At 62.7% G+C, this 19,181-nt stretch carries 17 protein-coding genes; 3 read left to right on the top strand and 14 right to left on the bottom strand.

What is annotated here, in order from left to right:
- Positions 1-322 precede the first annotated feature (322 nt).
- The 3 genes from AC5RK6_RS08225 to AC5RK6_RS08215 all read right to left on the bottom strand — a co-directional run bounded on the left by AC5RK6_RS08225 (position 323) and on the right by AC5RK6_RS08215 (position 4,282).
- On the bottom strand, positions 323-1,330 hold the full coding sequence (locus AC5RK6_RS08225) for a sugar ABC transporter permease (RefSeq protein ID WP_320757366.1): 1,008 nt from the start codon (positions 1,328-1,330) through the stop codon (positions 323-325).
- Positions 1,330-2,967, bottom strand: coding sequence for an ABC transporter permease subunit (locus tag AC5RK6_RS08220; RefSeq protein WP_435730765.1), 1,638 nt, complete (start codon positions 2,965-2,967; stop codon positions 1,330-1,332). The genes AC5RK6_RS08225 and AC5RK6_RS08220 overlap by 1 nt, the downstream gene beginning before the upstream one ends.
- A 64-nt stretch (positions 2,968-3,031) precedes the next feature.
- Entirely contained in the window at positions 3,032-4,282 is a 1,251-nt protein-coding gene (locus AC5RK6_RS08215) for a sugar ABC transporter substrate-binding protein (RefSeq protein ID WP_320757368.1), read from the bottom strand.
- Positions 4,283-4,681: 399 nt separating this feature from the next.
- On the opposite strand from AC5RK6_RS08215, the gene AC5RK6_RS08210 reads away from it, so the two are divergent.
- Positions 4,682-5,770, top strand: a complete 1,089-nt coding sequence (locus tag AC5RK6_RS08210) for a LacI family DNA-binding transcriptional regulator (protein WP_320757369.1) — start codon at positions 4,682-4,684, stop codon at positions 5,768-5,770.
- 27 nt (positions 5,771-5,797) lie between these two features.
- Entirely contained in the window at positions 5,798-7,525 is a 1,728-nt protein-coding gene (locus AC5RK6_RS08205; RefSeq protein WP_320757370.1) for a glycoside hydrolase family 13 protein, read from the top strand.
- 93 nt (positions 7,526-7,618) lie between these two features.
- Here AC5RK6_RS08205 and AC5RK6_RS08200 read toward each other — a convergent pair whose 3' ends face one another.
- From AC5RK6_RS08200 to AC5RK6_RS08190, 3 genes are read right to left on the bottom strand one after another with little or no spacing between them, the layout of a single operon-like run.
- Positions 7,619-8,506, bottom strand: coding sequence for a tetratricopeptide repeat protein (locus AC5RK6_RS08200; RefSeq protein ID WP_320757371.1), 888 nt, complete (start codon positions 8,504-8,506; stop codon positions 7,619-7,621).
- 1 nt (position 8,507) lies between these two features.
- Positions 8,508-9,533 carry a DUF8094 domain-containing protein gene (locus AC5RK6_RS08195; RefSeq protein WP_320757372.1) on the bottom strand — a complete coding sequence of 342 codons (1,026 nt, stop codon included), beginning with the start codon at positions 9,531-9,533 and terminating at the stop codon, positions 8,508-8,510.
- Positions 9,526-10,896, bottom strand: a complete 1,371-nt coding sequence (locus AC5RK6_RS08190; protein WP_435730764.1) for a hypothetical protein — start codon at positions 10,894-10,896, stop codon at positions 9,526-9,528. The genes AC5RK6_RS08195 and AC5RK6_RS08190 overlap by 8 nt, the downstream gene beginning before the upstream one ends.
- A 299-nt stretch (positions 10,897-11,195) precedes the next feature.
- On the opposite strand from AC5RK6_RS08190, the gene AC5RK6_RS08185 reads away from it, so the two are divergent.
- Positions 11,196-12,491, top strand: a complete 1,296-nt coding sequence (locus AC5RK6_RS08185) for a hypothetical protein (RefSeq protein ID WP_016441717.1) — start codon at positions 11,196-11,198, stop codon at positions 12,489-12,491.
- 291 nt (positions 12,492-12,782) lie between these two features.
- Here AC5RK6_RS08185 and AC5RK6_RS08180 read toward each other — a convergent pair whose 3' ends face one another.
- The 8 genes from AC5RK6_RS08180 to AC5RK6_RS08145 all read right to left on the bottom strand — a co-directional run bounded on the left by AC5RK6_RS08180 (position 12,783) and on the right by AC5RK6_RS08145 (position 19,178).
- Positions 12,783-13,559 (bottom strand): alpha/beta fold hydrolase, encoded by a 777-nt coding sequence (locus tag AC5RK6_RS08180; RefSeq protein ID WP_394532926.1) that lies wholly within the window; start codon positions 13,557-13,559, stop codon positions 12,783-12,785.
- Between the two features lie 170 nt (positions 13,560-13,729).
- Positions 13,730-14,014, bottom strand: coding sequence for an Rv1322 family protein (locus tag AC5RK6_RS08175; RefSeq protein WP_016441720.1), 285 nt, complete (start codon positions 14,012-14,014; stop codon positions 13,730-13,732).
- Between the two features lie 128 nt (positions 14,015-14,142).
- A complete protein-coding gene (locus AC5RK6_RS08170) occupies positions 14,143-15,372 on the bottom strand; it encodes an N-acetylglucosamine-6-phosphate deacetylase (protein WP_394532924.1) in 1,230 nt (409 codons plus the stop codon).
- Between the two features lie 9 nt (positions 15,373-15,381).
- On the bottom strand, positions 15,382-16,077 hold the full coding sequence (gene nucS / locus AC5RK6_RS08165) for an endonuclease NucS (RefSeq protein ID WP_320757378.1): 696 nt from the start codon (positions 16,075-16,077) through the stop codon (positions 15,382-15,384).
- Positions 16,078-16,467 (bottom strand): DUF2550 family protein, encoded by a 390-nt coding sequence (locus AC5RK6_RS08160; protein WP_394532923.1) that lies wholly within the window; start codon positions 16,465-16,467, stop codon positions 16,078-16,080. It abuts the gene before it with no gap.
- A gap of 13 nt (positions 16,468-16,480) precedes the next feature.
- Positions 16,481-16,756: a F0F1 ATP synthase subunit delta/epsilon gene (locus AC5RK6_RS08155; protein ID WP_016441724.1), complete on the bottom strand. Its 276-nt coding sequence runs from the start codon at positions 16,754-16,756 to the stop codon at positions 16,481-16,483.
- Positions 16,756-18,216 (bottom strand): F0F1 ATP synthase subunit beta, encoded by a 1,461-nt coding sequence (atpD, locus tag AC5RK6_RS08150; RefSeq protein WP_016441725.1) that lies wholly within the window; start codon positions 18,214-18,216, stop codon positions 16,756-16,758. Before atpD ends, AC5RK6_RS08155 begins: the two co-directional genes overlap by 1 nt.
- Before the next feature lie 29 nt (positions 18,217-18,245).
- Entirely contained in the window at positions 18,246-19,178 is a 933-nt protein-coding gene (locus AC5RK6_RS08145) for a F0F1 ATP synthase subunit gamma (RefSeq protein ID WP_016441726.1), read from the bottom strand.
- Between the last annotated feature and the right edge of the window lie 3 nt (positions 19,179-19,181).

Raw genomic sequence — 19,181 nt, 5'->3', positions numbered from 1 at the left:
GCAAATCTGCGCACCATTTTGGCCCGATTTCCGCACTGGGCTTGCACTACGCGACCCCAACGGTTCAGGATTTGCACTTTGGTCGATCCACGGCAGCGGTGCGGCGAGGCAGAGGTGTTTTTCCGGGGTGTACTGCGGATGTTGTACATACGAAGTACACCCCGGAAAACACATAGTCCCTCTCCGCTGAAAAACCAATAACCCGGACTTTCCTCGGCATATCACCGACGGAAAGTCCGGGTTATGAGCAACTATTTCGGGGGCAGCCGCTTAGCTCCGGCGATGCGCCACCAGGTGACCGACCGCCCGAACCGGCACCGGGCTACCCCTTCACCGACCCGCCCGTCAGTCCCGAAACGATGTAGCGCTGCAGGAAGAGGAAGAGGAGCAGAATCGGGAGAGCAGATATCACCGCTCCGGCTGTGAACCAGCCCCACTGCTTCTCATTGCCGCCTACCCAGATGTTCATACCGATGGCCAGGGTCCAATTCTCTTCTTTGGAGAGGATCGTGGAGGCCAGAATGAAATCGTTGAAAGCTCCGATGAAGGCCAACAGCCCCACCACCGCGAGGATCGGGGTCACCAGCGGGAGCACGATAGTCCAGTAGATCTGCGAATGGCTAGCGCCGTCGATCTTCGCCGCTTCGTCCAGCTCCATAGGAATGGAGTTGAAGGTTCCGTACATGAGGAAGGTATTGGCGCCCAAAGCCCCGCCCAGGTACACGCAGATCAACGAGAGCTTGGAATCCAGGCCGAGCACCGGCACAATCTCCCCGAGCTGGCTGAGCAGCAAGAAAATTGCCACGAATGCCAGCAGCTGCGGGAACATTTGGATGACCATGAGGGCCAGCAACCCACCTTTACGCCCCCGGAAGCGGAAGCGCGAAAATGCGTAGGCCGCGGCCGCGCCCATGAGAACAGCCCCGAGCGCGGAGAAAATTCCGATCTCCAGAGTATTGGCGAACCAACGCCAAAACATCGTGGAAGTGCCCAATTGGGCGAAGTTCTGGGTGGAGATCTCCGAGAAGAGGGAGTTCGCCGAGGTCAGCGTCGTTTTGGTATTCGGATTGAGAGCCGCCGAAAGCACGTAGATAATCGGGAAGGCCGAATAAACGACGGCAAAAAGCCCGACCAAGTGCCGGAAGCCCACCTGGGAAAACCAGCGTCCGAAACTCACCTTATTGTGATGGCGCTCCTTATGGCTGATCTTTTCCTCGATCACGGGAACAGCGCCGCGCGAGGTCACACTTGCACCGCCGCCGGATGCACCGCCGCGCCCGGAGGCGCCAGCACCCCCGGGAACCGCCATGACTGTAGATTCGCTTGCCATTACTGTGCCCCCTCAATTGAACGCGAACGCCGGAAGCTGATGAGGGAAATCGTGCCGACAATAACGAAGATGAGGATGGACATGGCCGAAGCCAGGCCGTAATTCTTCGTTGCCGCACCCGAAAGCCCGGAAATTTGGTACACCATCGAAATGAGGATGTCCGTGGAGCCCACCGGAACCGAGGCATCCGCGAATTGCGGGCCACCGCGAGTGAGCATGTAGATAAGGTTGAAGTTATTGAAGTTGAAGGCGAAGGAGGAAATAAGGAGCGGGGTCACCTGGATCATTAGCTGCGGCAAGGTAATATACCGCCACCGCTTAAGCCCACCCGCACCGTCGATCTCCGCCGCCTCGTTGAGCTCGGACGGAATAGATTGCAGTGCCCCGGTGCAGATGAGGAACATGTAGGGGAAGCCCATCCACAAATTCACCAGGATCACCGAAAGTTTGGCCAGCCACGGATCGGTGAGCCACCCGATCTCCGCACCCCCGAAAAGCACCTGGTTGAAGAAACCGTACTTCGGGTTGAGCATGCCGGCGAAAAGGAAAGCCGTCATAAAGGAGGGGAAGGCATAAGGCAGCAGCATTATCGTGCGGTAGATTTTGCGCCCGCGCATCCGCTCATCATTCATGACCAGCGCGAAGAACATACCCAGCAGGAAGGTGGTCGCCACCGAGAGGAAGGCAAAAGCGAAAGTCCACACCAGCACCTTGAGGAAGGGGCTGGCGTAGCGGGCATCTCCGAAGGCATCGGCGAAATTCTTGAATCCCACGGTCACCCGCCAGCCGGTGCTGAGAGTTTCACCGTCGTCAGCACGGTAGAAGCCATCGCTGGAATCCGCGTGATAGACCTTGCCGGTGGTGATATCGGTGAGGGTATCGGCCGCGGCGTCGTGCTTGAGGGTTGATTGGAAAACAAAACCGGTTGTGGCTGTTTGAGTTCCAATAAATCCATCGCCCGGGTCCTCGCTCATGGGGACACGCAACGCGGTGATCTCCGCTTGCCGCGCCCCGATCTGGGCGGGCGTGAGGATCTCATATCCGGGCACCTCGGTGATCCGTTTGCCACTGACCTGGGCATTTTTTGCGGGTACGAAGGGTGCATCCTCGGTGCCCACGAGCACTGCACCGTCGTCGTTCACAATAGCGAAGCCAAGTTCCCCGCCCGCATCCACGACCGCGAGGGGGTACTGCGCGCTGCCTTCGACCCTCTGGGTGGAGGTGAGCAGCAGTGCTTCGGTGGCGCGCTCTTTGGTGAGCATATGGCGGTCGCCGTAGTTGGTAAACGCGATATATCCGGTGTAGAGGATAACGAACACCTGGAAAATCGCGAGGAATACCAGCCCCGGCGTGAGGTACTTGGGTGCCAGGTGTTTCCGCGAGAAATACACGTAATCCACAATGACCAGCAGTACCGTGAAGACGGCTACCAGGATCCACGACCCTTCGTTAAAAGCCGCCGCGATAATGTAGATCCCCAGCGCGTTGACCAGCGCCATGAGGACCAGCTTGATAACAAAACCCACCGACCAGGTGCGCGCGTGCGAGGTTTCCGCCGTCGGGACCTTCTTTTCCGCGCAGCCGCTGAAGCGTGACGACGCCGCACGCCCGGCCCGGTTCTCCGTTTCCGTACTCATGACTTACCTCTTCGCTGACGCGAGGGTGACCCGGACACCTCCGAGCCACCCTCGCGTTCGCAGCTTACTTGGCTAGTTCTGCCTGCAGATTCTGGATGAGGCTCTGCCATGCGGCTACCGGTTCGGCGCCGTCAATGACCTGAGCTTCGGTGACGCCCCAGGGCACCCACACCGCACCCATTTCCGGGATGGTGGGCATCGGCTGGGCACCTTCGGCCGCCTTGGCGAAACCTGCGGTGACCTCGTCCTTCTGGGCTTCCTGAGCCGCGGCGGTCAGCGCCGGGAGGCGGTTGCCGGTCTTGTAAATATCCAGCTGTACCTCCGGGGTGGCCATGTAATCAACGAGGAACTGGTTGGCCACAATCTGGTTCTTGGACTGCGCGGAAACATAGAAGCCCTGCACGCCCACCAGCGGGGTGGCCGCCTTGGGACCGGGCGCCGGAATCGGCTCCACCGCGACCTTGAGGCCAGCGCTGCGGAAGTCCTCAATCATCCACGGGCCGCCCAGGATATAGGGCGATTCGCCCTTCTTGAAGGCATCGACCGCAATATCGTAGGTCATCGCAGTTTCGAAAACGCCGGCCTTGCCCTGCTCGCTCAGCCAGGTGGCAAACGCTTCGCCGTTCGCCCCGCCCATGCCGAGGTTCTTAGAGGTGGAACCGTCCGCATTCGTCTCAAAAACGGGCGCCCCGAAAGACTGCTGGAAAGGATAGTAGGTGTAAGGATCGCCCTTATCGGTGGTCTGGATGAGGAAGGGGTACTTGACGCCGGCTTCCTTACCCTTGGCGATCATCTCATCGAAAGTGGCCGGGGTGGAATCCACCAGCGCGGTATTGCGGATAAGCGCGAGGTTCTCCAGCGCGTAGGGCAGGCCGTACAGGTTCCCGCCGGTGGAAAAGGCCGTGGTGGCCACGTCATTGAAGTCCTTCGCCTTATCGCCCAATTCGATAGGGGCGACGACGCCGTTCGCCACGAACTCACCGAGCCAGTCATTGGCACCCACGGTGATATCCGGGCCCTGGCCGTTAGAGACCTGGGTGAGGAACTCCGCGCGGACATCCCCGAATTCCTTGACCACGAGTTCCACGTGGTTGCCGGTTTCCGATTCGAATTTCTTCGCGGCGCTTGCCAGGGCCGGCTGGCGGTTAGAATCCGTCCACACCGTAATGGTGGCCCCGCCGCCGGCCGCCGGTGCTGCCGAGCTGGCTCCGGCAGGTGCTTCGCTCTTATCCGACGCACCGCCATTGCCACCGCAGGCGCCTAAAACAAAGGCCAGCGCCGATACCGCGGCCATCGCGCTTATGCTCCGTCGCATTTTTACTCCTTGCGTTGATTCTTCGCTACGCGGGATCGCACCATCACGCTCCCCGTTATCTCTGAGACTAGCGCATCATTCGGTAATTTTCACCCCTTTTTGCAGTCATTTTTACGCTGTTACATTCCACCCGGAGACTCCTGCGGACTTTTCCGCAGCATTACGGCCTTTTAGCGTTGTTTTGTTTTCAGAAACACGTTCAGAGTAGGGGTGGTGGCCGGTGGGTAGCTGCGTCGTCGTTCTTTGCGTAACGGCGCGCAAACACGCGGGCTGCGAACACGTTCCCACTCTTCACGCGCCGCAGCTCCACTCCCGCGCTGGAGTTTTCAGAAAAGCCTCAGTACGATGTTTCACGACGGCGCACACCGCGCCGACCAGCACAAGGACGTCTCGGTACCCATGAGTAAAATTCGCATGCAAGATGTTGCCACCCACGCGGGAGTGTCCGTGGCGACAGTGTCGCGCGTGATTAACCAGAAGGGCAATGTTAGCGAGGAAACCCGCACCGCGGTGCTGGCAGCTCTCGATATGCTCGGCTATGAGCGCCCGCCGCGTCTGAGCGAGGCGAGTGGCACCGTGGGGCTGCTTCTTCCCGAACTGACCAACCCAATTTTCCCGGTGTTCTACCAGGAGCTCGAACGGGAATTTAACGCTGCCGGGTACACCACCACCCTGGCGACCCAGGCCCCCGGAGCCCTCACCGAAGATGAAGCGGTGGCATCGCTCACGGCCCGCGACGTGTGCGGGCTGGTCTTCGTCTCGGGTATGCACGCGGATTCCAAGGCCTCCCCAGAACGGTACGTGCACCTGGCCGAACGCCTTCCCTTCGTCACGATCAACGGGGCGAATCCGCGGGTTCCGGCACCTGATTTCTCTACCGACGACGCCGAATCCATGCACCAGGCCGTGCGGCTGCTAGCCGGGCTCGGGCATACTCGGATCGGCCTGGGCATCGGGCAGCGCCGCTATATCCCCGGCCAGCGCAAAGAAACCGGTTTTAGCGAGGCTATCGCCCAGGTTCTACCCGGGGCCGATGTGATTGTTGCAGAAACTTTCTTCACCGCCCACGGTGGTGCGCGGGCGGCCGAAGCTCTCCTCGCGCGCGGGTGCACCGCCATGGTGTTCGGCTCAGATATTATGGCGCTCGGCGCGCTGGATGCCCTGGAGAGGCGCGGGGTGCGCGTGCCCGCGGATGTATCGATTGTTGGATTTGATGATTCTCCACTTATTCGGTTCATGCGCCCGGCGCTCACAACCTTGCGTCAGCCGGTGGCAGCTATCGCGCACGCCGCCTGCGCTACGCTGCGGGCAGCCATGGAGGATCTGACGCCAACCCAGCGCACCAAAGCAGGGGCATCCATGACCTTCCCGGCTGAATTACTGGTGCGTTCCACCACCGCGGCCGCGCCCCTTGCGGCACCCGGAGGGGAAACCGGCGGTACAGCCGCGCCCTCCCCCACTTCGGCCACTCCCTCCTCCCCTAACTGATCCTCCCCCTAACTGAAAGGACAGCCCATGCTCCTCCACCCTGCTTCCGAGCGTGAAAACTGGTGGCGTGACGCGGTTATTTACCAGATTTACCCGCGTTCTTTTGCTTCCTCGGGCGGGCCGCTCGGGGATCTGCGCGGCATCGAGGGCCGGCTGAATTACCTAGCTGATCTGGGAATTGACGCGGTGTGGCTTTCGCCGTTCTACCGCTCCCCGCAATTCGACGCCGGATACGATGTGTCCGATTACCGCGATGTCGATCCGCGTTTCGGGACCCTCGCGGACGCCGAACACCTCATCGAGGCCGCGCACGAAGCCGGCCTGAGAATCATCGTTGATATCGTCCCCAACCATACTTCGTGGGATCACGAGCTTTTCCGGCGCGCGGTGGCAGCCGGCCCCGGCTCCCCCGAACGCGAGCTGTTCTGGTTCCGCGCGGGGAAGAACGGGGGTAGCGAGCCTCCCACCAATTGGCGTTCCGTTTTCGGCGGGCCGGCCTGGTCACGGGTCCGCGATCTGCCTTTCGTTGCCGGTACCCCGGCTGCGGAGGAGGACCTCTACTACCTGCACCTTTTTGATCGCTCGCAGCCTGATCTCAACTGGTGCAACCCCGCGGTACGGACAGAATTCTTAGAGACGTTGCGTTTCTGGCTGGATCGGGGGGCGGACGGCTTCCGGGTGGATGTGGCCCACGGGCTCATGAAAGATCCGGCACTTCCCGATTGGTCCGGAGCGGTGGAAATGGCCGGGGTGACGGAGAAACCCGAACCGGCGCCGTTCTTTGACCGCGATGAGGTCCATGAGATTTACCGCGAGTGGCGTGCAGTGCTGGATGAGTACTCTCCCGAACGTATTCTGGTGGCGGAGGCCTGGGCGGATACCGAGGAGCGCCTGGCTCGCTATATCCGCCCAGATGAAATGAACCAGGCTTTCAACTTCATTTATTTGGCCGCGCCTTTCGAGCGCGAGGCACTCCGCGACATTATTGTGCAGTCCCTGCGCCAATCGGATCGGGTGGGCGCGCCCACCACCTGGGTGCTCTCAAACCACGACGGCGTGCGCGTGTGCTCGCGCCTGGGCTACCGGGACACTTCCCGCGGAGCCAACGGCATCGGGGCTCATGATCCGCAGCCGGACCGTGAGCTGGGGGCCCGCCGCGCCCTGGCGTGGCATCAGCTCACCGCCGGACTGCCGGGAGTCTACTACATTTACCAGGGCGAGGAACGTAATCTGCCCGAGCATACGTCGCTCCCGGACGATGTGCGCGAAGATCCCACTTTCGCCCGTACACAGGGTGCGGAACTGGGGCGGGATGGCTGCCGGGTTCCGCTCCCCTGGGAATCGGATCGCCCCGGTTTCGGTTTCTCCCCGGACGGTGCCACCTGGCTCCCGCAGGGCGAAGATTGGGCGCGCTATACGGTGGATGTGCAGGAGGCTGATCCGCACTCACCGCTCCACTTCTTCCGCACCCTGCTGCGCCTGCGCGATGAGCTGGAGCTCGGGGTGGGTTCCCTCGAGGATGTGTGCGATGAGTACGGCGCCGGCGTGCTCGCCTATGTCAATCGCGCCGCGAACAGCAACCGGGCTGCGCATGCGCAGCGTCCACCGGTTCTTATGCTCACGGTCTTCGACGACGCCGCTCCGCTTCCCTCAGGTTGGCGGGTCCTGCTGGCCTCGGATCCGGCGGCCAGTTCCTTGGGTGAAGGAGAGATGATCCCGGCGGATACCACCGTGTGGCTGGTTCCGGTGGAATAACCCGTCACGTGTGAGGCGCCCGAACCATCAGGGATCGGGCGCCTCACGTTGAGCGCTACCAGTAAACTTGCGGCGAGCTAGCCCGCGCCCGCTTTAGAAGAGCGCGGAGGCAAGGTCGCGGCGGGCTTTGCGCACAACTTCGGTATCCGCCCCCACCGCGGTGAAAAGCTCCAGGAGGTGGGTACGTAATTCTTCACGCGCATCCCCACTGGTGACCTTAATAGCGGTGATAAGCCGGGCGAATCCCAGATCAGGGCGACCGGCAGCTACCTCGATATCGGCGGCGGCGATCTGCGCCGCCGCATCACCCGGCCCACCCGCATCCGCTGCAGCCATAACGGCCTGCGGATCCTGCCCGCGGGTGGAGCGCAGCAAGCGCACCTGGGCCCGGCCCACCTGGGCTACCTCGCTATCGGGTTCCGCTGCCGCGAGTGCCTCAAATTCGGCTTCCGCAGCGTCAAGGTCTCCCCGGTCCAGGGCTTCAAGAGCCGCCAGGTGATGGGGATTGACGGGTGCTTCGCCCGCTTCATCGGCTTTCCCGCTCACCCGGCCGGCCACGCCGGCACGGTTGGCCGCAGCCAGAAGTTGGTTGACGAGTTCGGTGAGCTGCGCCGTGGTGGGTGCCCCCTGGAAAAGCGGGACGGGTTGACCGCCGACAAGCGCGATACCCATGGGGATGGTCCGCACCCCGAAAGCCTGGACGAGTTCCGCTTCGGTGCTGGCGTTGACCACCGCGATACGGATCTGGCCATCGCGCCGGCGTGCTTCGCCTTCCAGGGTGGTGCCCAGCTCGCCGGCCTCGCCGTCGGCCACAAAAAGCACGATAACCGGAACCTGCGCGGAGAGCTGCACTTCGGCGTTGAGGCCGGCCGCGGTGAGGGTGGTCAGGTAAGCACCGGGCACGGGGGCCGCGTTTTCCTGCTTCTTCGCCGCTGCCAGGGCCGCTAAATCGACCGGGCCGCGCATGGATATATCTGCCATATTAACCTCCGTTCTGCACCGAGGTAAGCACCGGTTTCGATGCCGCTACCGTGGTGATCGTTGTGTTACCGGCGCCTGCCGCCGGGATTTTCAGGGCCACGGTGAAGGAATAGTTGAGGCGCATGGTTCCCTGAACCGTGACCTCAGTATTGGCCTGACCGGTGGCCAGCCCGGCAATTTTTGCGTCCGTGACCTTAATGGAGCCGCCCTGGGCGGTGTGGCGAATTTCGAGGGCCTGATTGACCTGGAAAACGGTGAGGATGCCGCCGTCACTGGCGCGGAAACTCTCCGGGGTGGTTTGGGCCGGGCCGAAGGCCTGGCTAACCGCGCCCACGCCCTGCACCGCGCCGGCCAGAGAGTCATAGGTCTGGGAGAGCTGGGTGCGCACCGCGTCCGGGGCACCCGGATCGGCATCCGAGCCATAGCTAAGAGCGCTTCCCTTGGCGTTGAGAGTACCGAGGTAGCCATCATGGGCGGCCTGGGGAGAAGCCACCGCGCCTTCGCCGTTATCCGCGGCCACGCGCTGCGCACCGGCCTGGCCGGCGGGAATTTCCGGGATGACGCTGCCGGGCAGAATATCCATGGCGGCCCACAGCGCCCAATTTTCCCGGGCCGCACCCTGGGTAAAGACATTGAGTCCCTGGGAGGTGGTATTCGCCGGCCATTTCACCACCGCTAGTGCGCTGCGCGGGAAACCTTCCGCCCCGGAAATTGCCACCGAATCAATGGTGGTGGAGAGCGCGGGCATGTCGTAGCTATCGGCCAGAATGCGTTTGAGCGCGTAGTGGGCGCTGCGTTCCACGCTGAAGGGGCCCGAACCGCGCCCGCTAAATTCTTCGGGGCTGGCCGCGGCATCGGCTTTGGTTAGCTGCTCGAAAATCGCGGGGGCTACCCGCTCGGTGAAGTGTTTATCGGAAAGCGCGGCACGCGGGCTTGCCGGAGCCGGGGTGGGTTCCAGGACGACGGCGCTTGCCGAGCATCCGCCCAGTAATGCCAGTGCCGCGAGGGCGGCCAGGGCCTTACGCATGGGTCGTTCCTTCCTCGTCGTCGTTCTGTGTGGGCTGTTCGGGTTCGCCGGGCTGCGCGGTCTGCGCGGAGCTGGGCGCGCCGGCACCCGCGCGGGGCCGGTTTTGCCCCCAGATCGTCCACCAGCTTTGCGGATCGGATTCCGCGGCGGTATCGCTATCGCTGCCGGTGGCGTCGGAGTTGTCCGAGCGGTCTGCATCGCTGAGCTCCGCGGGCTTGACGGGCACACCGTCCTTCATCTGGATGGCGGGAAGGATGCCGGAATCCGCCGCGGCCTGCCATTCAGCGCGCGAGCCGCGGTAGCCGGGTTCCTCATCCGGGCCGGGGAGCGTGGCCGCCGGTTCTTCAATTTCCGCTTCCTCGGTTGCTGGCTCTTCAGCCTCGGGTTCTTCCACGGGCGTTTCTTCCGGAACCGATTCTTCTGCGGTGTCTTGTTCTGCCGCGACTTCCGTACCTTCTTCCGGCTTTCCTTCCTCCGGAGCTCCTTCCTCCGGAGCGATCAGCTCGATACGGTCAGCCGGATCGAGGGGGCGTTCGCGCAGTTCCTGGGCACGTGGGCTTTCCATGAGGATGCCCGCGCCCAGCGCTCCCCCGGTTGCCGCAACCCGGTCACCGGCAGCAGAATCCGCAGCGGCCCGAGCCGCGGCATCCACGCTGGCGGCACCGCCAACTCCCGCGGGCACCGCCGGCATAATGGTCGTTTCATCCGCGGCCCGCTTCGCGCGCGACACACGCTCATCCTGCCCAGCCCGCACCTTCGCCGCGAAGGTGCGCTGGTCCTTGGTGGCGGTCATCAGCAATGCCACCCCGATAAGCCCCACAACAAGCCCGAGGAGACTCACGGGAAGAGACCAATTCCGCCCACCCGGTAGCGCCCAGGTGAGTTCCACCTGCGGAAGCGCTCCGGAGGACGTCTGCATAATGAGGGATTCCGCGCCCGGGGAGGTCACGGTATAGGTGAATTCCACCTTCCCCTTAGCTTCTTCCTTGGAGAACCACATATCCGAGGCGAGGATCTTGCCCGGGTCCGCTTCCCCCTGGGAGGTGGTCAGCGTCAGTGCGGCGTCGTCGTTCATACCGGTAATGGTGGCGCCGGGTGCGCCCTCCGCGTACGCGAGCACGTCACCGGAAAAGCCGGCGCCTACAGAAATGGTGTCCTGCGCGGGGCCGGAGACGGCTACGTCCACATCGGTCCCGCCCATATCCAGAACGCCGGGGGCCGTGACGAGCACGCCTTTCCCGCTCGGCGCCACGGTGGCGGAGACGCTGGAGGCAGGCTTCCACACGGTGCCGAGCAAAATGCCCACCACCAGGATCGCCAAGCCCGCGAGCGCGAGACCGACTCCTCCGTTCTTCTTCATCATTCCCCTTCTCACTCCGGCTTGCGGCCCGGTACAACCGCACCGGCGAAAGACCATCGACGACAATTCCTACGTTAAAACTACCGCGTGACCTGCTCGGTGGCGGAATTTTTCGGCGCAAGGCCGCGCTTTTAGGCTTAGAGAAAAGCCTAACCGTTATCTAACCGTTATAAAACTCCGTTCCGGCCGATGGTGGTGAGCTCCACAGCGTTCACCACATGCCAAGCACTACCCCCACCGGGTGCGCTGACCGGTAGGCTTAGGGCAGCAATTTCTATCCAGCAGCGCGCGGAGAGGGTGTTATGGCGGATTTAGAACTGTTTCCAACAGTACGCAAGGGTTACGACAAAGCTCAGGTCGATGAACGCATTCACCAGCTGGCGGATGCGCTCGCCGAAGCTCGGTCGCGAGTAGCGGGTTTGGATGCCCAGGTTTTGCGTATGTCCGGTGAACTCACCGAATTACACAGCCGTTTGCGCGAGGATGAACGCCCGTCCTATTCGGGCTTGGGCACCCGAGTGGAGCGACTGTTGCGCGGGGCGGAACAGCAAGCGATGGACGTCATGAGCCGGGCGAATGCCGATGCGGAGCTACTGCTCTCCCGGGCGCGCTCGCAGGCGGAAAATCTCACCTCCGCCGCGGAAAAAGAAGCGCAGGAAACTTTGGATACCTCGCGTACCGAGGCCGCTCAGGTGCGCCAGCGTGCCGAGGCGGAAGCCACCGAATTGACAACGACCTCGCGGCGCACAGCCGAGGAGCTGGTGACGTCGGCCCAGCGCGAAGCTGAGCGTTTGGAGGCGAAAATGCGTCACGATGAGGCCGAGCAGGCCACCCGGCTCACCCACGAGGAAGAGGAGCGGCGCGCGACTCTCGCCCAGGAATTGGCGCAGGCGCGTACCCGAGCCGAAGAAGAGGTCACGCAATTGCGCACCGAGGCTGAAACTGAAGTGGCACGTTTGCGGAGCGAAGCAGAGGCAGAGGTCGCGAAGATCCGCGCGGAGGCTGAACGTGAAGTTGCGCAATTGCGGGCGGATTCGGCCGCGGCCCGCGCGCGTTCCGATGAAGAATCGCGTACCGCCATGGCGAAGTTTGTCGACGACGCCGAGACTCGGGCCGCCAGTGCGGAACGCCGCCTGGCGGAAGCCACGAAGCGGGCTAATGCCCTGACTTCATCTTCGGAAGCTGAGGCAAGTGCGGCACTGAGCGCAGCCCAGACCGAGGCCCGTGAACTGGTGAGCGCGGCCCGGGAAGACGCCGAGCGGATGCGCCGCGAAGCGCGTGAAGCCGCGGAAGAATCGCAGCGCCAGGCCGATGCCCACGTGGCGGGCCTGGAAGAACAGCGGCGCACCCTCACCTCCTACCTGGAGGATATGCGCACCATGCTGGCTACCTCGAATATCCCGCTGGCCCTGGATGAAATCGTGGGCAGCGCCGAGGAACGTACCGCGGGTGGCGAACATTCCGGAACGGACGCACCTTCCGCGGGCGAGGCACAGGCCGGAGAACAGGCAGGAGATCAGGCAGGGGATCAGTCTCCCGCAGCGGCAGAATCCAATACTGCCAGAGAAGAACACGGAGATTCCACCGACAACCGGTAGCGTCTTCTCACGAGCTGGGGCAGAGGTGTTTTTTCGAGGTGTACTTCGCACGTACGACATATGCACTACAGCTCTGAAAACACCTCGTGGCCCCGCTAAGACTCATGCGATTCTTGAGAGCCGTGTGATTCCCGAATCTCACGACGGCGGCCGCTCAGCGCTAGAACACAACTCCCGCGGGTCGCAGCCGTGCCGTATAGCATCTACCAACATAGTTTGAGGGCGTGGCCGGAGCACTTCTCGTGTCCCCCGGCCACGCCCTCAGGCGCAGTTAGCCCAAGCGCTGAGCGGCTAACGAGTAGCTGCCTGGTAGAGCTCGCGCAGTGCGGTAGCGACCTCGTGCGGCTTTTCCACCGCGGAGAAGTGGCCGGCACCTTCAAGTTCCACGAACGGTTGATCCGGACGTGCCTCATGCAGCTGAGCAAATTCTTCATGCTTGGCATTCGGATCATCCACCCCGCGCAGCAGCAGAATGGGAACATCAAGCTCCATAACCCCGCGAGTATCCGGGCGGGTCAGCATCATCTGCTGCAACCAGGAGAAAGCCCCGGCATCTACCGTCTTGAAATAGGCGGCAACCTTGTCCTTAAGCTCCGGACTGGCATCCGAGCTCAGCATGGTATTCACCCAGCCTGCCAGCACATCCCAGCTCTGGCCCGAGGCGAGCTTCTCAATGGCTTTTTCTCGCGGAGAGGGCGAAGGCTCCGGCCCCAAGATCGAGCCGTCCAGCAGGGCGAGCCCGGCGATCTGCCGGGTATTGCGCAGGGCGTAAGCAGCGGTGACGGTAGCGCCCATGGAAATTCCGGCGAGGACGATGGAGTCGTATTCCGCCAGAGTTTCTTCGAGGGCGGTCAGGTAGGAATTGATATGTGGCGTGGTGGCGCCCGCGGCGTCGTCGACCTCAGGACCGGAAGGCGAGTCTCCGAAACCGGGGGCGTCAATAGCAATCGTGTGCAGATCCGAAAGTTCAGCGCGCACGCCCTCCCACATCCGGGACGTCATCGGCATAGCGTGGAGCAGAACAAGCGGAATACCCGCACCTTCGTGAATATGTGTGGCAAGTTTCATAACTCGATTGTAACGCCGTTCCCGGAACCTAACCCGGGTACCGCGGCCCTGGCGATCCTCACCGGGCTTCTTCAGCCCTCTTCCGCGAGACCCGCCTTGAAATCTTCCAGGGGCACGCGCCTGCCATTATCAGTACGCTTGGCATGCTCATAGGCAGCGATATCTACTGTTTAGGCGCGGCCGCGGTGCTGCCAGCAGCCCGGATGCCAGTGGCGGCGCGAATCCACCCCGTACTGGGCACCCCAAATGGTGTCCTCCGTCCAGGCCACGATATTAGGTTCGCCAATCCGGATAATCCCGCCGCAGCCCGGGCACACATAGTCCTTCGCGGCACTGGCGATGCGCCGCACTTTGTAGGTGGCGCCATCCCGGCCGTTCTCATAGCGCAGCCCACCCATCGCCGCGCTGATATTCAGCGGGCGAACGGGACGGGAGTACTTTTTCGACCGGCGCATTCTTCCATGGTAGCCGCTTGGCGCGCTGAGTCCACTAGCGCGCCGTGCGACGCCGCAGCCGCCCGGCTATATCCATGCACTCGCCGGACCATGCATGCACACACTGCACTACAGCATGCGCGCGCCCGCTACGCCACCAGCTTGCCGTCCTGCGCGACCAGCTTCCCGGCCCGGTAGACCCGCCGCGGGCGCAGTTCCTCATCCACCACCAGCAGATCCGCGCGTTTGCCCACTTCGAGCACCCCGCGGTCATCCAAGCCCATCACACGGGCCGGAGTGGCGCTCGCCATGGTGACGGCGTCGTTCAACTCAACACCCGCGCCGACCACGGTGCGCACAATATCAAGGAGATGCGAGGTGCCGCCCGCGAGATTACCCCCGCGCAGCCGCGCCTGCCCGTCGGTCACGTGCACACGCAGCCCACCCAATTCATAGGTGCCATCCGCCATGCCTGCGGCCGCCATGGCGTCGGTAATAAGTGCAATATTTTCCGGGCCGACGATTTCAACCACATTGCGCACCAGCTCGGAGCTAATATGCACGCCGTCTCCAATAAGTTCGACGACGCAGCTGCCGCGGCGCGCGGCAGCTAAATACTCGGCCACCGGGCCGGGCGCGCGGTGACGCAATTCGCGCATGGCATTAAACAGGTGGCTGGCCACCGGGGTTGCCCCGCCCGCCACCGCCCGCTCCTGGAGCTCACGTGCCGGGCCTGCCTCCGCGTGGGTATGCCCCCAAGTGGGTACCACACCGCGCTCGAGCAGGAGGTCCACCACCTCGCTTGCCCCCGATAACTCGGGGGCAAGCGTCATCCCCCAGGCGTGCCCGCGGGCCGCATCGAGGAGCCTGTTGGCGATCTCCACGCTCGGGGTTTCCAAATAGGCGGGGTTTTGGGCCCCGGCCCGCTCGCTGGAGAGGAAAGGCCCCTCGATAAGAATCGCCGCCAGGGTCCCATCCTCGACCGCGTCGGCCAGCAGACGCGCCCCGGCTTCCATACGCTCCACGCTCAGGGTGGTCAGGGCCGCGGCTATGGAGGTGGTGCCGTGGGCCAGGTGCTCCCCGGCTGCCTGCGCCACCTCCGCGCTATCCTGCGCGTCCGGGAAGGATGCTCCTCCCCCGCCGTGGCAATGTTCATCCACCAGCCCGGGCAGGATAAGCCAACCCTCGGGCAGCTCCCCGCCGGAATCAGCACCCGCGGCCGCGGCGGCCTGTTGGCCGGGAGCTGCGTCGTCGTTCTTAGTAGTTGTGTGTGTTCGCGTTTCAGTAGGCGTTACCCGCGTGAAAACTCCTTCGTCCCACGCGATATCGCATTCGCGCACGCCGCCGGGCAACGCTGCCCGGCCGTATAAGAACCCCATTATCCCGTCCTAAAACAGTCGATCCTCCGGGTGGTCTATGCCACGCATATCGTCATAGTTCAAGATCATACAGTCAATACCACGGTCTTCGGCCAGCACACGAGCCTGGGGCTTAATTTCTTGGGCTGCGAAAATACCGCGCAGCGGGGTGAGAAGGGGGTCGCGGCGCAGCAAATCGAGGTAGCGGGTGAGCTGCTCAACCCCGTCGATTTCGCCGCGGCGTTTAATTTCGACGGCGATATATCCCCCCTCGCCGTCGCGCACCATAAGATCCACCGGGCCGATAGCGGTGGGGTATTCCCGGCGCACCAACGTGGCCTGCGGGGCGATGCGCTCCACTTGTTCGGCGAGCAATTTTTGCAGATGCGCTTCCACACCATCTTTGATAAGGCCGGGATCCTCCCCGAGGTCTTGCTCGTAATCGGAAAAGATCTCATAGATCCGAATAACCAGCCGGTCATCGGTTTTCTTGTGCTCCACGTTCCAGATGGTGCGCACACCCGCCTCGCGTTCGGCGGCACTAGGTTCTTCTTCGGTGAAGAGGGTCGGGCCCATCATCCAGTTGAGGGGCTTGTAGGAACCGGTATCTGCATGAACCAGCACCGAGCCGTCCGCCTTGACCATGAGGAGCCGGGTGGCTGGTTCGAGATGCGCGTCGAGACGTCCGGAATAATCCACCGAACAGGTAGCAAAAACAACGCGCATCTAGAACAACACCCAATCTCCCCGGGGCGGGGCCGAATCCGCCCACGCCACCAGCGCGGTATGCGCTTGGCGGCTCATGGCCATATCAATTTCTGTATGAGCATCCCCCACGCGAGCGGTGGCGATATCGTCACGCATTTTAACCAGGTTGATGCTCAGGGAACGCCGGTCGAGGCGCAGCGCCGGGCGCCACGATAAGGAGACCACCCGGAACCATTCCAGCGCATCGGTGCGGAAAAACACCACTCCGGTATGCCAGCGGTGCTGCCGGCGTACTGCCGCCTGGGAGGACCCCCACTGGTTGAAGAGGTACCGCACCCGCGCCAGGAAGTAGATGAGGAGCGCGAGGAGAACCAGCACGACGATCAGTGCTACGCTTTGCCAGCTCATTCGCGCTCTCCGCCTACTGCCCGTTGACCGACTGCTCGCTGACCGAATCGGCCACCACAATAACCTGGTTCGCGGTCACCGTGAGGAAGCCGGAGCCGGACATTGTGAAGCTGCGATCGCGCCCGTCCGCGCAGCCGCGCACCTCGACGTTGCCTTCCGTGAGGAGAGCAACGAGCGGGGTATGGTCCGTGAGGATACCCACCGAGCCTTCGGTGCCGGGCGCGGTCACCGATTCGGCATTCCCGCGCCACGCCAACTCCCGCTGGGAAACGATCTCAACGTCCAGCATTATTCGCTCCGCAGTTCGTGGTACTTGCGTTCCAGATCCTCGATGCCGCCAATATTGAAGAAGGCCTGCTCGGGGACATGATCGTACTCGCCGTCGCAAATACGGCGGAACGCTTCAACGGTTTCCGCAACCGGAACGGTGGAGCCTTCCACGCCGGTGAACTTCACCGCGGTGTACATATTCTGCGAGAGGAACTGCTGGATCCGGCGCGCGCGGGCGACGGTCAGGCGGTCTTCTTCGGAGAGTTCATCCACACCGAGGATGGAGATGATGTCCTGAAGTTCGCGGTTCTTCTGGAGGATTGCCTTGACGCGGGTCGCGACTTCGTAGTGCTGCTGGCCCACGATCTGCGGGTCCAGAATACGCGAAGTCGAGGCGAGGGGATCCACCGCCGGGTAAATACCCATGGAGGCGATATCACGCGAGAGCTCGGTTGTTGCATCCAAGTGGGCGAAGGTGGTTGCCGGCGCCGGGTCGGTGTAATCGTCCGCGGGAACGTAAATGGCCTGCAGCGAGGTAATGGAATGCCCGCGCGTGGAGGTAATACGTTCCTGGAGCGCACCCATTTCATCGGCCAGGGTGGGCTGGTAGCCCACCGCGGAAGGCATGCGCCCGAGCAGGGTGGATACTTCCGAACCTGCCTGGGTGAAGCGGAAGATGTTATCGATGAAGAGCAGCACGTCCTGGTTGGCGACGTCGCGGAAGTACTCCGCCATGGTCAAACCGGACAGCGCGATACGCAGGCGCACCCCCGGCGGCTCGTCCATCTGTCCGAAAACGAGGGCCGTCTTATCAAGAACCCCGGCTTCGTCCATTTCGTGGATGAGGTCGTTACCTTCGCGGGTACGTTCGCCCACCCCGGCGAATACGGAAACACCATCGTGGTCGAGGGCCACGCGCTGGATCATTTCCTGGATGAGGACCGTTTTACCCACGCCCGCGCCGCCGAAAAGGCCGATCTTGCCACCCTGCACGTACGGGGTGAGCAGGTCGATAACCTTGAGGCCGGTCTGGAACATCTGGGTTTCCGGCTCGAGTTCGTCGAAAGCGGGAGCCTGACGGTGAATCGACCAGCGTTCCTTCACCTCGATCTCATCGGGAGAGACGTTGAGCGGTTCGCCCACGACGTTGAAGACGTGCCCGCGGGTCACGTCTCCCACCGGAACGGTGATGGGGGCACCGGTATCGATCACGACGGCGCCGCGCACCAGACCGTCCGTCGGCTTCATCGCGATGGTGCGCACCACGTTATCACCCAGGTGCTGGGCCACTTCCAAGACCATCTCCTGCTCGATGACGCTTCCGTCACCGGCGGGGAGGGTAGCCGTGGTTTTCAGTGCGTTATTGATATCGGGAAGCGCGTCGGACGGAAATTCGACGTCGACGACGGCGCCAATGACCTGCGTAATCCGGCCGGTTGTGGCCAGGTCCGCGGTCTGCTCCTCTAGTTGTGCAGTCATAGTGTGTTCCTTATCCGTTACGAAGCGCGTTATCCGTTACTTAGGGCATCGGCACCGGAGACGATTTCAGTGATCTCGGTGGTGATCTCAGCCTGGCGCGCGTTATTGGCGAGCCGGGTGTACTTCTCAATAAGTTCAGCAGCGTTATCGGTAGCCGCGTGCATCGCCTGCTGACGCGAGGCGAGTTCGGAGGCCGCCGCCATGAGAAGAATCGAGGAGATACGTTTGCGAACATACATGGGCACAAGCGCTTCGAAAACGTCGTGTGCCGAGGGTTCGAAATCGTAGAGCGGTTCGGTTTCTTCCGTGCCGCCGCCCGAGAATTCCGATCCGGTATCCTCCAAATCACCTTCCCCGTAGTCAACAATGGCTAGCGGAAGCATATGGCGCACCTGCACCACCTGGCTCACCATCGATTCGAAACGGGTGTAGACCACGTGAACTTCGGCGACGCCGCCTTCTTCCGGCGGAGCGGTGAAAGCCTCGAGGAGGGTGCGCGCGATTTCATCGGATTGCTCCGGATCGGGCTTATCCGAGGTGCCACTCCACTCCCCGGCGATATTCACCCCGCGGAACTTGAAGTACTGCAGGCCGCGCCGCCCGGTCACGTAGAGCACCGGATCCTTACCTTCGGCGCGCAGATTCTCCACGGTGCGTTCCGCTTCGCGCAACACGTTGGCGGAATAAGCTCCCGCCATGCCGCGATCGGAGGTCACCACGAGCACCGCTACCCGATTGGTATCGGTACGCTCGCGCATCAGCGGGTGCTGGGCGTCAAAATCGTGGCGCCCCACCAGCCCGAGCGCGCGGGTTACCGCCCGCGCGTAAGGGTCCAGTTCCTGCGCTTCCCGGCGCGCCGAGCCGATACGCGAGGCCGCAATGAGCTCCATCGCGCGGAACACCTTTTGCAGGGTGCTCGTCGCACGAATTTTGCTCTTGTAAATCCTCTGTTCGCCGGCCATCGA

The sequence above is a fragment of the Actinotignum sp. usb-actsch-213 genome (assembly GCF_059085665.1).
The sequence above is the reverse complement of the archived record's forward strand: the minus strand, read 5'-3'. Positions and strand labels throughout refer to the sequence as shown.